The following is a 13,206-nucleotide window of genomic DNA, read 5'->3' on the forward strand; positions in this document are numbered from 1 at the left end:
CGGCCCCGTCGCGGCTCACACCAGTTCGATCGCTTCGGCGATGGACGGCAGCACGCGGCTGGGCCGGAACGGGTACCGCTCGACCTCGTCGACCGTCGTCGACCCGGTCAGCACCAGGATCGTCTCCAGGCCCGCTTCGATGCCCGCGACGACATCGGTGTCCATCCGGTCGCCCACCATGACCGTGCTCTCCGAATGGGCCTCGATCCGGTTGAGCGCGCTGCGGAACATCATCGGGTTGGGCTTGCCGACGAAGTACGGTTCGCGGCCGGTGGCCTTGGTGATCATCGCGGCGACCGACCCGGTGGCCGGTAGCGGACCCTCCGCGGACGGCCCGGTGACGTCGGGGTTGGTCGCGATGAACCGAGCCCCGCCGAGGATCAACCGGATCGCTTTCGTGATGGCCTCGAACGAGTAGGTCCGCGTCTCGCCGAGGACCACGAAATCCGGTTCGACGTCGGTCAACGTGTAGCCCGCCTCGTGCAGCGCCGTGGTCAGCCCCGCCTCGCCGATGACGTACGCCGATCCGCCCGGCAGCTGGTCGGTCAGAAACGATGCGGTCGCCAGTGCGGAAGTCCAGATGGACTCCTCGGGTACGACCAGGCCGGACCGCTTCAGCCGGGCGGACAGGTCGCGCGGCGTGAAGATGGAGTTGTTGGTCAGGACCAGAAAGGGCCGGTGCAGGTCGACGAGCCGCTGCAGGAACTCGGCGGCGCCGGGCAGCGCGTGTTCCTCGCGGACTAAGACCCCGTCCATGTCGGACAGCCAGCACTTCGGTGTGTCGCGCACTGTCCCAGTGTGTCAGGTCCGCTCGCGCTCGTTAGCCCATCGGCAAGTCGGGCATCGCAACGTCGCAGCGCGCCCGGAAGTCGAACGCGGCCTGCCGGACCGCCCGCAGCTCGTCGCGGACCCGCGGATTCGCGTCTAGGTACGCCTTGATCTCCTGCGTCATCTGGTCCCTGGGCTTGCCTTTGAGGCCGGTGAAGAACGCGTTCACCTCCGGATGCGTGAACAGGTATGACGATGTGCCCGCCGAGACTCCGGACATGACGCCGGCCAGGTCGGCGGCCGTGCAGTTCGGCGGATCGGCGGCGGCGGGTGCGGCACCGAAGAGGATCGCGCCGACGAGCACTCCGGCGCCGACAGCACTGCGTCGCAACAACATTGACAACTCCCTTACTCGGATGGGCTTACTAGCGCGGACCGCCGCCGCCGGGGCGGCCCGGTCGACCGATGTCTATCCCGGGGGGACCCGGATCGAGGATGATGTCGACGCCCCAGTCGTCGCTGCAATACCAGGGGTCGGCGCAATAGCCGGGATAAGCCGGACCGGCCTGCGGGGCATCGGGTCCCCCCCCGCGTACGGTCCCCTGGGCGCACACGGTGGCCGCGCCCGCGTTCGTGCAGTCCGCCGACGCGACGGGAGCGACAGCGACCGGCGCCATCGAGATCGACACTGCAACCAGTAGGCAGCGATGGGCAGATCTCATGGCCGCCTCCCTCTCTCGTAGGCGGGTGCAGTGCCGTCGCGCCCGGGTGCGTCGGCTACCGCGAATCATCGCAGCCTACTTCGCAAACGGTGTCGGGTTTTTCGAATTCGCCGAAGAGCTCAGCGCGGCTGGTTCGGCACGCCCGGGAACAGTTGCTCGGTCGGACCCGATGTCACGTAGCCACCGAGTTTCGTCGCCAGGTGTGGTGCGAACACCGCGCCGTACATGAGATGACCGACCACGACGACGGCGGCGATCGAGAGCAGCGACGATCCGACACGGCTCGTCGATCGCTTGTCCGCCCACACCTCGATCACGTTGCGCCCCCGGGAGTCGACTCGTCCGAGGAGATAGGTGAACACCATCATCTGCAGGCCCATTGCGAACGCGTCGTAGAGCGGGTACTGAAACCTGCTGCCCTCAAAGATCGCCAGACCCGGGATCACGTACCCGTAGTAGAAGACCCCGAGGCGGGGACCGAAGAAGCCGTTGAACAGCAGCGCCCAGCAGAACCCGACGACCAGACCCACGATCAGCAGGGTTTGTGGTCTGCGCCAACCGAATCGCCTAATCAGCCGCCGCCCCAGCCCCGCGCCGATCACCGCCGGCAACACGAAGTAGGGGATGTAGCCGATCGGCACCGATGACGGAAGTCCGCCGCCCCACGTCATGTTCATCGGCCACCACGAGGGCATGCGCGGAAGTGCCGGCGGGAACTGGGCATACACCGCCCAGTCGTACGGTGCCTCGATCCACGAGAACGAGATCGCCGAAATCGACAGCAGCAGCAGCGGATGGAGGCGGCCGCGCCGGATGCTCAGATACACGCCGTAGGCCAGGAACAACACTCCGCCGACGTAGGCGAAGGACAAGCCGACGATGAGCGCCGGCGTCAGCTCGGTGCTCATCGGTCGTCCTCCGCGACCGCCCTCTCGCCGCGTGCTTCGGGATCGAAGTACAGCACCAAGCCGACGATCAACACGAGCAACCCGAACAAGGTGCCGAGCATGATGAGTTGGCCCATGACCACTTCCCTTCCGCGCCCGCGTCAGCAGTAATAGTGCACACTATTACCGGTGCTCCGGTCAAGGGACGACTATCGTCATGTCCCGTGCCCCAGCGACGTTCGTCGAAGAAGGGATCCGCCCCGGAGGCGCCTGCCGGGCGCAGGGCCCCCGGCGAGGCCCGGCGGCTCCTGCTCGACGCCGCCCGTGAACTGTTCGCGCGCCAGGACTATCGCAGCACCACCACGCGGGAGATCGCCGAGGCGGCAGGCGTCACCGAATATCTGCTGTTCCGGCATTTCGGCTCCAAAGCGGGGCTGTTTCGGGAAGCCCTCGTTCTCCCGTTCACTGACTTCGTCGACGACTTCGGGAAGACCTGGCAGGCCGTCATACCCGACAAGGTCACCGAGGAGGAACTGACCCGGCAGTTCGTCGGCCGCCTCTATGACGTGCTCATCGAGCATCGCGGCCTTCTGTTGACCCTTGTCTCCTCGGCCGGCCTCACCGACGACGAGATCGACAGCGCCGGTATCGCCGATATCCGTCGGGCGCTCACGCTGCTCGGCCAGATCAGCGCCGAAGGTATCCGCCTGCGCGGGCTGCGTTCGGATCAGCCCGATCTTCCCGCGCACTCGACGGTCGCGATGATCGTCGGGATGGTGGCGCTGCGTTCGACCTTCTTCGGCAACAGACCGCCGTCGCGCGAGGCGATCGTTGACGAACTCGTGCAGGCGATCCTGCACGGATTCCTGCACCGGCCTTAGCCGCCAGGCCCGTTGGGCCACTTGAGCAGCGATCCGGCGTCCACGCGGATGTGCTGGCCGGTGATGTAGCGGCTGTCGTCACTGGCCAGAAACACTCCGAGGTTGGCCATGTCTTCGGGCTCGATATACGGAATCGGCATGGCCTGGAAGAGCGTGAAGAGCGGTTCGGCGTCTTCGCGGGTCGGTGTCTTGCCTTCGGCCTTCAGGTCGGGCCGGAAGACGCCGTACATCCCCTCGTTCTGCAACAAGTGGGTGTTGCAGTTGGTGGGGTGGATGGCGTTGATGCGGATCATCCTCGGCGCGAGGTGCAGGCACATCTCGTCGACGTACTCCATCACGATGCGCTTGCTCCAGCCGTAACCCGCGCCGCCGGGACCCATGTCCGGGCTCGTGGTGGTACCGCGGATCATGCCTGCGGTGGAGCCGGTCACGATGACCGACGCACCGTCGGGCAGGTGCGGAAGAGCCACCGCGACGGTGTTCATCACGCCGACCAGGTCGACGTCTGACGCGTCGACGAAGCCCATCGGGTCGGGATTGCCCATCGCCATCGGCAAAATGCCGGCATTGGCGACCACGATGTCGATCCTTCCGAGGTCGGCGACCCCCGCCTCCGCCGCTTCCCGAAGTTCGTGCCGCTCACGGACATCGGCGACCCGAGCGACGACGCGCCGTCCGATCTCCTTGACCGCACGCTCGGTTTCGGCGAGATCCTCGGGGCTGGCGAGGGGATAGGGATTGGACGGGATGTCACGGCAGATGTCGACGGCGATGATGTCGGCGCCTTCTTTGGCCATCGCGATCGCGTGCGCGCGACCCTGGCCCCGGGCGGCCCCCGTGATGAAAGCGACCTTGCCGTCGAGCTTTCCGGTCATGTCAATGCTCCTTCGATTCTTGCCGGTCGTGACACGCGGTGAGGTGCTCGCCGGGCGTCTTCCTCATCCGAGCGGAGTGAACGCGATGTGCAGTTCGCTGAGCCCACGCATGATGAAGGTCGGCTCATAGGTGAAGCGACGGTCGTCGGGGGGGCCGTGGTGTTCGGTGGAGATCGCGATGTCGGTCATCCGGTCGAGAATCCGGTTCAACGAGATCCGTCCTTCCGCCCGGGCCAACGGCGCGCCGGGGCAGGAATGAGCGCCGCGGATGAACGCGATCTGCTCGCGAACGTTCGGGCGGTCAGGCCGGAAGATGTTGGGATCGGCGAACTTCCGTTCATCACGGTTGCAGGCGCCGGGCAGCAGCATCACCGTCGTACCCGCGGGCACCTCGACGTCGCCGATCTTGGTGGTGGTGCGCGCCATCCGGAAGTGGGATTTGACGGGGCTTTCCATCCGCAACGTCTCCTCGAGGAAGGCGGGGATCATGCTGCGGTCGTCGCGGAGCTTCTTCTCGAAGTCGGCGTTGTCGGCGATGAACCGGACCGCGGAGCTGACCAGTTTCGTGGTCGTTTCGGTGCCGGCCGCGAACAGGAAGGTCGACAGATTCATGACGTCCTCGATATCGGGAGTCGAGCCGTCTTCGTGCTTGGCCTGCGCCAGCTCGGTCAGCACGTCCTCCCGGGGGGAGCGTCGGCGATCCTCGATGTAGGAGTAGAACTTCTCGTTGAGCCATTCCAGGGGGTTGTGCGACGTCGGCGCGTCCTTGCCGAGTTCGCCGACCGTCTCCATGGCGAAGACCGCTTTGAATTCCTCATGGTCCTCGACCGGCACACCGAGAAGGTCCGCGATCACCAGCAGCGAGAACGGTTTGGCGTAGGCGGACAGGAATTCACAGCTTCCCCTGTCGAGGAAGGTGTCGAGTTGCCGATCTGCCAACCGCCACATGAAGTCCTCGTTCTCCTTGAGGCGTTTGGGCGTGATGAGCTTGTTCAGCAGGCCACGGGTGCGGGTGTGCAGCGGCGGGTCCTGCGACGTGATGTGTTCGGCCATCGGCACAGCGGCGCGGTGCTGTTCGATCAGCTCGCTGACGTCGTCGGATTCCCCCGGCCCGAAGGGCATACCCGAGAACGGGCCGGCGACCGATACGCAGGAGGAGAACGCGGGGTCCTTGTAGACGGCGAGCGCCTCGTCGTAACCGGTCACGGCGAGCACATTGAACGGGGTCGCCTGTGCCACCGGGCATTTGGACCGTAGATGATCGAAATACGGATACGGGTCGGGAACAAGAGCCGCATCGGTGAAGAAGTCGACGGTTTCGAAGTCGGTCACAAGACACTCCTGGTTGCTTCGGTCACGTAGGCGTCGTCGACACTCATGATCTGGTCGAGGTTCTCGGCGATGTCTTCGGCGGTCAGCGGCTGCTTCCAGACGCCCTGGGTGCGCACGACCGCAAGGCGTGAGACACCACCCATCCCCGTCAACAGGACCTCACCGGTGAGCGGACACGACTCGTGCGCAAGGAAAGCCGCTGCGGGCGCGCACAGTTCGGGAGGCATGCTCGCGTTGATCTCGGCCATCATGTCCTCTGACATGCCGTACAGCTCGGCCAGTTGGCGGCCCTGGGAGGCCGACATGCGGGTGTAGGCCCGCGGCGCGATCGCATTGACTCCGATGCCGTGGGCCACGCCCTCGGTGGCGAGGGTACGGGTCAGCCCCCAGACCGCCCCTTTGGCAGCGCCGTAGCTCGTGAGTTCGGGGATGCCGCCGAGCATGGCCTCGGATACGGTGTTGACGATCCGCCCGCGGCCCGCCTTGGCTAGATGGGGCCATGCCGCCCGCGTGACGAAAAGTGTTCCGCAATAGTGCACGTCGAGCATCTTGCGGACCCGGTCCTGTGACAGCGTCTCGAAAAGTCCCGGGTCGTGGACGCCGGCGTTGTTGATCACCGCGTCGATGCGCCCGAACGTTTCGGCTGCGGTGTCGACCACCGCCTGCGCCCCCGACTCCTCGGCGACGGAGGCACTGCACGCCACCGCCCGGCCACCGGCTTTCGCGATCTCATCGACCACAGAGTCGGCCGGCCGCGAGCCGCATGCGCGACCGTCGATCTGCGCCCCGTTGTCGGCGACGACGACGCAGGCACCCTTGGCCGCGAGCAGCAGCGCGTGACCGCGGCCGATCCCACGGCCGCCGCCGGTGACGACCACCACCCTGTCGTCAAAGCGCAGATCGGTCACGGGCTGACCGCGGGGTCGAACACGATCGGCAGCGCGGTCGGAGACCGGAACACCTGCCCGCGGATGTAGGCTTCGTCGGCTTCGGGGTCCAGCCGCAGGTTGGGCAGCCGATCCAGCAGGAGGTTGAGCGCGACGCGCATCTCGAGGCGCGCCAGATGCATGCCCAGGCAGACGTGCACGCCGTGGCCCCAGCCGATGTTCGCCTTGGCTTCGCGGAAGATGTCGAACTGATCGGGCTGTGGGAAGCGCTCGTCCTGCCGGTTGGCCGCGCCCAGCACCGGCATCACCGACGAACCCTCGGGGATGTGGACCCCGCCGAGTTCGGTGTCGCGGCTCGCGATCCGGGTGATCATGCTCAGCGGCGGCTCCCAACGCACCGCTTCCTCGATCGCCTGCGGTATCAGCGACCGGTCGGCCAGGATCGCGTCGAGCTGTTCGGGGTTGGACAACAACCCGAACAACAGGTTTCCCAGCGACCGGTACGTCGTCTCCACACCCGCGGGCAGCAGCAATCGCAGGAACGAGAAGATCTCTTCGTCGGAGAGCTTTTCCCCGTCGATCTCGGCCGCGCCGAGCCGGCTGATCAGGTCGTCGCGCGGTTCCTCGCGTCGCGCCGCCAGGATGGGCCGGAAGTAGTCGGCCAGCGCCAAAGACGCCTCCCGCCCGCGCTCGGGGTTGATGGTGAACGACAGCAGCGAGATCGACCACTTCTGGAACTGCGCGTAGTCGTCCTGCGGCAGGCCCAGCAACCCGGCAATGATCAACGTGGGATACGGGAAGTTGAACTCCTTGACGAGGTCGACACGTCCCCGGCCGGCGAAGCGGTCGATCAGCGCATTGCCGATCGGGGTCACCAGCGTGTCTTCCCAACGGGCGAGGGCCTTTTGCGAGAACGCCTTCGCCACCAGGGCCCGGTGCCTGCCGTGCTCGGGTTCGTCCATTCCGAGCATCACATGCTTACCGAACACATCCCCGAATGCTTGGATGATGATCGACGACGAGAACGTCTCGTTGTCCCGCAGCATCTGCTGGGCTTCTTCATAGCGGTAGACCATGACGATCGGCTTACCTTCTTGCCCAGGGATACCCGGGATCTCGATCTTCTGGACCGGCTCTTCGCGACGCAGCCTCGCCAGTTCCGTGTAGGGGTCGCGCACATCGCCCGACACGAAGTCGTCGAACTCGCCGAAGTCCTCGAGGTCCTCGAACAACAGTTGCATGGCGTCCCTCCTACGAACCGGCCGGATAGGCGACGGACTTGATCTCGGTGTACTGGTCGAACCCGGCGACACCGTTCTGGCGTCCGATACCGCTGGCCTTATAGCCACCGAACGGCGTGTCAGCGCCGTACCCGGCGGTGCCGTTGAGTCCGATGAATCCGGCGCGCAGTCGCCTGGCCACTGACAGGGCCCTGTCCAGCGTCCCGGCCATTACGTTGCCCGCCAGGCCGTACGGACTGTCGTTGGCGATGCGCACCGCGTCGTCCTCGTCGTCGAACGGGATCACCGAGAGCACCGGGCCGAAGATCTCCTCCTGAGCGATGGTCATCGCGTTGTCGACGTTGACGAAAAGTGTTGGCTTGACGAAGAATCCCCTATCCATGCCGTCGGGAGCCTCGGCACCTCCGACGAGCAGGGTCGCGCCCTCCTCGACGCCCTTGTCGATGTATCCGCGGATGCGCCCGCGCTGCTTGTCGGAGATGACCGGTCCGCACAGCGTGCCCGGATCCTGCGGATCCCCGGGCGCGACACCTTCGTAGATGCCCTTGAGGATTTCGACGCCTTCGTCGTAGCGCGAACGCGGCAGAAGCAGCCGGGTCGGGTTGGCGCAGCCCTGACCCGCGTGCATACACGGCGCGATGCCCATCATGCAGCCCAGCGCGAAGTCCGCGTCCTCGAGCACGATGGTCGCCGACTTGCCGCCCAGTTCGAGGAACAACCGTTTCATCGTCGCGGCGCCCTTCTCCATGATCCGCCTGCCGACGACGGTGGATCCGGTGAACGAGATCAGGTCCACCTTCGGTGACAGGGTGAGTTCTTCACCGACGAAGTGATCCGAGGCGGTGACGACGTTGACGACACCCGGTGGGATGTCGGTGTTCTCGGCAATCAGCCGGCCCAACCGAGTGGCGTTGTACGGGGTGTTGGGCGCCGGCTTGAGTACGACGGTGTTACCGGTGCCGAGGGCTTGCCCGATCTTCTGGATGGTGACCTCGAAGGGGAAGTTCCACGGCACGATCGCCCCGACCACGCCGACGGGCTCGCGCCAGACCTTGCGGGTGGTGTTGACCCCGGTGACCGACACGAGCGCATCGCCCAGTGATGTCTCCCAAGGATATTCGTCGATCAGCCGGGCCGGGTATTTCAGGGCGTCGGATAACGGCGCATCGAGTTGGGGGCCGTGGGTGATGGCACGCGGACAGCCCACCTCGAGGATGAGTTCCTCGCGCAGCTCTTCCTGCTCGGACTCGAGTGCCTCCTGAAGCTGCAGCAGGCACCGTTGCCGAAACGCATGATCCGTGGACCAATTCGTCTCGTCGAACGCTCGCCGCGCCGCGTCGATCGCGCGGTGCATATCGGCGTTCGAGGCATCGGCGACCTCGCCGAGCACCTCCTCGGTGGCCGGGTTGATGTTGGTGAAGGTGCCTGCCTCACCGTCGACGAGCTTGCCGTCGATCATCATCTTCGATTCGAAGCGAACGTCAGCCATGGTCTCTGCTCCCTCGTAGCGCGCCGAATCGCGGGATGCCCATCATCAGCCGGATCATCTGGTGCAGCCCGGCCGACGGGAACACCCGATTGGCGATCAACAACATTCGCGCGTCGGGGCCGACCGACCGCTTGACGAACGGTTTCGAACTGTCCAGTGCTTCGGCCAAACCCTCCGCGAACTTGTCCGGCGACCGTGCGGCCATCCGCATAGCGGCCCGCCCACGCTTGTCCATGGTGCGGTGATGCGGCGCATAGGGGCCGGTCAGATCGCGACAGTCGGTGGTTCCCGCATCGGTGATGATTTCGGTGTCGTAGGTACCGGTCACCAGGATCGTGACGCCGATGCCGAACGGCGCGATCTCGGCGGCCATCGACTCGCCCCAGCGTTCCAACGCGCCCTTGACGGCCGAATACGGTGCGGTGGCCGGCATTCCGCGCACACCACCCTGGCTCGACACCAGCACGATGCGGCCGCGCCCGGCTTCGCGCATGGACGGCAATAACGCCCTTGTCAATCCGACGGGACCGAAGATGTTGGTCGCGAACATCTGCTCCCACAGATTCACCGGTGTCTCCTCGACCATTCCGGCCGCCGAGATGCCGGCGTTGTGCACCAGCGCATACGGGGCGCCGACCGCCTCCTCGATCGACTTGGCCGCCGCCTCGATCGAGGCGGTGTCGGTGAGGTCGAGCGTGACACCGATCAGGTTCGGATCGTCCGGCACCGCGCCGGTCGCCTCACGCAGCCGTTGCATGCCGGCATCGACGGACCGCATGGCCGCGACGACCCGCCAGCCGCACCGGTACAGATGAGACGCCGATGCCAACCCCAGCCCCCGCGAGGCGCCGGTGATGACGACGCTGCGCTCAGCCCTCATTGTCTGTTCTTCGCGCAAGCGCTCAGCCCCCATTGTCTGTTCTTCGCGCAAGCGCTCATCACCCATCCTGGGCGTCCGGTGCGCACCGGTTGCTCTTCTCACCCAGTTCCACGTCCGGGCGCCCGTCGGGCTGCCCGCTCATCCAGGTCGACATGATCCCGACGGAGTACGGACCCGGTTGGCCGTTCGCTTCGTAGAAGCCCTGCGGGTCATAGACCTTCACTTCCGGATACGGCCACGGGCAGGCCACCGACGTGGAGATCTTCGTCGCCTTCACGATCGCGAAAAGCCCGCCGTAACAGAAATAGGCGACGTTGATGATCACGAACATCACCACGAAGGTGCCCAGCCTAGGCCTCGAGGCGAAGATCCGCGCTCGCTGAGCGAGCTTCTCCGCGACGGACTTACCGGTGTCGTCGCGGTAGAGCAGCACACCGGCGGGGATCATCACGAACGTCACCGCCACCACTTCCCAGATCAACGGGAACTGATAGGTGTCTCCGGTGAACACCGACGCCCACGGCGGCACCTGTGAATAGATGTACATGCCGGTGCGCACCAGGGTGATCTCGAGCGCCGCGTCCACCACCACCCCGATCGGGAAGATGATGGCCGCCAGGCTGATCAGCGGATGGCGCCACACGAATGACTCGACAGGCCTGCGCGCCTGCAGTTTCCGCAAGATCCAGATCGCCGGGAAATAGGGCCCGAGATAGAACATCACGTAGCCGAGGACCACGAACGGTTCCACCGTCGGTGACAGCGACACCAACGGCCAGTCCTCGGGCAGGTGCGCCAGCTCGGGGTTGTAGACCGCGAACGGCGACCAGTTCATGATCGGGTCTTGCCACACGATCAACGACGTGACGAGTGCCATCAGCAACGTCGGGTTGTGCGGGTTTCGTCGCCAGTGCACCACCCACAAGGTGATGATTACGGCCATCGTGATGACGGTGAAGGTCTCGAGGATCACCACCCAGGTGGACGTGCTCCACCCGAACAGCACCTCGACGGGCCGCGGTGTTCCCTCGACATCGGGATTGGCGATGCGTGGGGACCCCGGACCCTTACGGGTGTTGACGGCGAAGAACACGGCAACGGCAAGGAGTGCCGCCACCGAGATCGACGGCCCGAGCCAGGACCGTTTCGTCGGCCCCGGAGAGGCCGGCGAGGTGCCTTCGGCCTTCGGCGTTTCAGTGGTCACGGTTCACTCCTCACCAAAGCGGTCGACGAGATGAGAGTTGACGCCGTCGGCGTCCAGCCTTCGGGCGACCAGATACCCGGCGCCCATCCACGCCCGGCGCGTCCAGTTGCCGAACGAGACGCGGGTCCCCGGCGCCCCCGCGGCCGCGGGCATCATCTTGACGCGTTCCAAGGCCTCCTTGACACCGCGCGGACTCAGCGGATGCGCATCGCTGCACGCGCGGAGCAACGCTGTGGCGACGTCGCAGTTCACCACGGGCACACAGTATTCGGGCCTGCGGCCGAACTTCTCCTGGTACTTGTCGAGGAAGCGCTGCCCGACGGGGTTGCCCTCGTCGTACTGGTCGACGCCGGTCCACCCCATGAACGCGTTCCACATGATCGGGTTGATCCACGCGTTCTGGAATGCCGTGCTGGTGAATCGTGGTGGGTCCCAACCGAGTTCTTCCAGAGCCGGGTTGACGAACACGATGCCGAACCCGAATCCGGCGTGCACCACGGCCTGCGCCTTGGCCTCGTGCAGTGTGCGCACCGCTTCCGAGACGTCTTGGGCCGTCTGCGCGATCGCGGCTTCGGCGACGATCCGGATCCCCTTGCGCCGGCACGCGCTCCGGAAGTTCTTCACGTATGTCTCGCCGACCAGTGACTGCTCCATGAGGACACCGACCTCGTGGTGCCCACCTTTGGCCAGAAGGTCTGCCCAGAAGATCGGCTCGTCGGTCAAAGACCCCTGCGGAAACGAGAACGTCCACTCCCCCAGCCATGCGTCGCTGCCGGTGACGCTCAGCGCGGGCACCCGGAACCGCTCCTCGATGGCCTCGCGGGTCGGCACGCAGTTGTCGGTGATGTGCGGGCCGAACACCGCGAGGCACCCCTCGTCGACGAGTTCGCCGTAGGCGTCGATCACCGCTTTGACCGAACCTTTCGGCAGCCCCTCGACCTCCTTGTAGATGATCTCGATGGGCCGATCGATCACGCCGTTCTCAACCGCCTCGGCGAATATCAGCTCGAAGGGATTGGACAGATCTTCCTTCATCTCCTGCGGGTAGAGGTCGGGCAGCTTGAAGTCCATGAGGTACCCGAACTTGATCGGTTCCGCGGTGCTCTCGTAGGACATGCGACCTCCGTCGTTGGAAACCTAATATTTGTTCAGACAGTAGCGAGGGTCATGATCAGGGTCAATCACCCGGAGCCTGGTCGACCAAGTACGCGTCGATCATCTCGACCAAACCGCGGGTCACGGTGGCGTCATCGGTGAGCGGGCCGGCGATCGCGGCGCGCGCGGCGTCCCGTGGGGCCAAACCTTCGGCGATCAGCCGACCCGCGGCGATCAATACCCGCGTGGAAGCGACTTCGCGGAGTCCCCCCGTCTCCAACCGCCGGATCGCATGACCCAGCCGGACCAGTTCCGCGGCACGGTCGTGCGCGATGCCCGCTTCGCTGGCGACGATCTTCTCCTCGACGTCGGCTGTCGGAAAACCGAATTCGATCGCAACCATCCGCTGCCTGGTGGAGTCCTTGAGGTCCTTCAGCACGCTCTGGTAGCCCGGGTTATACGAGACGACCAGACAGAACCCCGGCGCCGCCTCCAGCGTGACCCCCAGCCGTTCGATCGGCAGTTGTCGGCGGTGGTCGGCCAGCGGATGCAGCACGACCGTGGTGTCCTGTCGGGCTTCCACGACCTCGTCGAGGTAGCAGATCGCGCCGTCGCGGACCGCACGGGTCAGGGGACCGTCGACCCACTCGGTCTCACCGCCGCGCAGCAGGAACCGGCCGACGAGATCGGCAGTGGTCAGGTCGTCGTGGCAGGCGACGGTGATCAGCGGACGGTCCAGGTCGTGCGCCATCGCCTCGACGAACCGCGTCTTACCGCAGCCCGTCGGACCTTTGAGCGCGATCGAGAGCCCCTGGGTGTATGCGGCCTTGAAGACCTGCTCCTCGTTCGCGACGGGCACGTAATAGGGCCGAGGTGGCTTCACCTGCATGGCTTCCCTTCGGTTCGAGCTCGCTTAGGGACCCTAGCGCGGAACAGATGTTTGGT

Annotated in this window: 14 protein-coding genes; 1 reads left to right on the top strand and 13 read right to left on the bottom strand. The window is 65.7% G+C overall.

The features are described from left to right. Positions 1-15: 15 nt before the first annotated feature. The 4 genes from A5790_RS13320 to A5790_RS13335 form a co-directional block, all read right to left on the bottom strand. Positions 16-756 carry an HAD-IIA family hydrolase gene (locus A5790_RS13320; RefSeq protein WP_369816195.1) on the bottom strand — a complete coding sequence of 247 codons (741 nt, stop codon included), beginning with the start codon at positions 754-756 and terminating at the stop codon, positions 16-18. Positions 757-820: 64 nt separating this feature from the next. Continuing rightward, positions 821-1,165 carry a heme-binding protein gene (locus tag A5790_RS13325; protein WP_064416897.1) on the bottom strand — a complete coding sequence of 115 codons (345 nt, stop codon included), beginning with the start codon at positions 1,163-1,165 and terminating at the stop codon, positions 821-823. Between the two features lie 28 nt (positions 1,166-1,193). After that, entirely contained in the window at positions 1,194-1,490 is a 297-nt protein-coding gene (locus A5790_RS13330) for a hypothetical protein (RefSeq protein ID WP_066844740.1), read from the bottom strand. A 119-nt stretch (positions 1,491-1,609) separates the two neighbouring features. Further along, positions 1,610-2,398, bottom strand: coding sequence for a spirocyclase AveC family protein (locus tag A5790_RS13335; protein WP_066844746.1), 789 nt, complete (start codon positions 2,396-2,398; stop codon positions 1,610-1,612). Positions 2,399-2,601: 203 nt separating this feature from the next. Here A5790_RS13335 and A5790_RS13340 point away from each other — a divergent pair, with 203 nt between their 5' ends. Then, a complete protein-coding gene (locus A5790_RS13340; protein ID WP_066844749.1) occupies positions 2,602-3,258 on the top strand; it encodes a TetR/AcrR family transcriptional regulator in 657 nt (218 codons plus the stop codon). Here A5790_RS13340 and A5790_RS13345 read toward each other — a convergent pair. The 9 genes from A5790_RS13345 to A5790_RS13385 form a co-directional block, all read right to left on the bottom strand. Continuing rightward, positions 3,255-4,133 (bottom strand): mycofactocin-coupled SDR family oxidoreductase, encoded by an 879-nt coding sequence (locus A5790_RS13345; protein ID WP_066844753.1) that lies wholly within the window; start codon positions 4,131-4,133, stop codon positions 3,255-3,257. The genes A5790_RS13340 and A5790_RS13345 overlap by 4 nt on opposite strands. A 63-nt stretch (positions 4,134-4,196) precedes the next feature. After that, complete coding sequence (locus A5790_RS13350; RefSeq protein WP_066844755.1) at positions 4,197-5,465, bottom strand: cytochrome P450; 1,269 nt, start codon at positions 5,463-5,465, stop codon at positions 4,197-4,199. Beyond that, positions 5,462-6,373: an SDR family NAD(P)-dependent oxidoreductase gene (locus A5790_RS13355; RefSeq protein ID WP_066844758.1), complete on the bottom strand. Its 912-nt coding sequence runs from the start codon at positions 6,371-6,373 to the stop codon at positions 5,462-5,464. Before A5790_RS13355 ends, A5790_RS13350 begins: the two co-directional genes overlap by 4 nt. Beyond that, complete coding sequence (locus A5790_RS13360) at positions 6,370-7,593, bottom strand: cytochrome P450 (protein ID WP_066844761.1); 1,224 nt, start codon at positions 7,591-7,593, stop codon at positions 6,370-6,372. Before A5790_RS13360 ends, A5790_RS13355 begins: the two co-directional genes overlap by 4 nt. 10 nt (positions 7,594-7,603) lie before the next feature. Next, a complete protein-coding gene (locus tag A5790_RS13365; protein WP_066845141.1) occupies positions 7,604-9,055 on the bottom strand; it encodes an aldehyde dehydrogenase family protein in 1,452 nt (483 codons plus the stop codon). Positions 9,056-9,074: 19 nt separating this feature from the next. Continuing rightward, positions 9,075-9,962, bottom strand: coding sequence for an SDR family oxidoreductase (locus A5790_RS13370; protein ID WP_066845139.1), 888 nt, complete (start codon positions 9,960-9,962; stop codon positions 9,075-9,077). Between the two features lie 58 nt (positions 9,963-10,020). After that, on the bottom strand, positions 10,021-11,166 hold the full coding sequence (locus A5790_RS13375; RefSeq protein WP_066844764.1) for a spirocyclase AveC family protein: 1,146 nt from the start codon (positions 11,164-11,166) through the stop codon (positions 10,021-10,023). Between the two features lie 3 nt (positions 11,167-11,169). Beyond that, on the bottom strand, positions 11,170-12,282 hold the full coding sequence (locus A5790_RS13380) for an ABC transporter substrate-binding protein (protein ID WP_066844767.1): 1,113 nt from the start codon (positions 12,280-12,282) through the stop codon (positions 11,170-11,172). Between the two features lie 61 nt (positions 12,283-12,343). Beyond that, on the bottom strand, positions 12,344-13,150 hold the full coding sequence (locus A5790_RS13385; RefSeq protein ID WP_066844775.1) for a CbbQ/NirQ/NorQ/GpvN family protein: 807 nt from the start codon (positions 13,148-13,150) through the stop codon (positions 12,344-12,346). Between the last annotated feature and the right edge of the window lie 56 nt (positions 13,151-13,206).

This window comes from Mycobacterium sp. 852002-51152_SCH6134967 (assembly GCF_001667105.1).
GTDB lineage: Bacteria > Actinomycetota > Actinomycetes > Mycobacteriales > Mycobacteriaceae > Mycobacterium > Mycobacterium neumannii_A.

Excerpts from the sequence above, each read along its gene's own strand:
- A5790_RS13320 (WP_369816195.1), bottom strand. The coding sequence starts at position 756 with ATGGACGGGGTCTTAGTCCGCGAGGAACACGCGCTGCCCGGCGCCGCC.
- A5790_RS13325 (WP_064416897.1), bottom strand. The coding sequence starts at position 1,165 with ATGTTGTTGCGACGCAGTGCTGTCGGCGCCGGAGTGCTCGTCGGCGCG.
- A5790_RS13330 (WP_066844740.1), bottom strand. The coding sequence starts at position 1,490 with ATGAGATCTGCCCATCGCTGCCTACTGGTTGCAGTGTCGATCTCGATG.
- A5790_RS13335 (WP_066844746.1), bottom strand. The coding sequence starts at position 2,398 with ATGAGCACCGAGCTGACGCCGGCGCTCATCGTCGGCTTGTCCTTCGCC.
- A5790_RS13345 (WP_066844753.1), bottom strand. The coding sequence starts at position 4,133 with ATGACCGGAAAGCTCGACGGCAAGGTCGCTTTCATCACGGGGGCCGCC.
- A5790_RS13360 (WP_066844761.1), bottom strand. The coding sequence starts at position 7,593 with ATGCAACTGTTGTTCGAGGACCTCGAGGACTTCGGCGAGTTCGACGAC.
- A5790_RS13365 (WP_066845141.1), bottom strand. The coding sequence starts at position 9,055 with ATGATGATCGACGGCAAGCTCGTCGACGGTGAGGCAGGCACCTTCACC.
- A5790_RS13370 (WP_066845139.1), bottom strand. The coding sequence starts at position 9,962 with ATGAGGGCTGAGCGCAGCGTCGTCATCACCGGCGCCTCGCGGGGGCTG.
- A5790_RS13380 (WP_066844767.1), bottom strand. The coding sequence starts at position 12,282 with ATGTCCTACGAGAGCACCGCGGAACCGATCAAGTTCGGGTACCTCATG.
- A5790_RS13385 (WP_066844775.1), bottom strand. The coding sequence starts at position 13,150 with ATGCAGGTGAAGCCACCTCGGCCCTATTACGTGCCCGTCGCGAACGAG.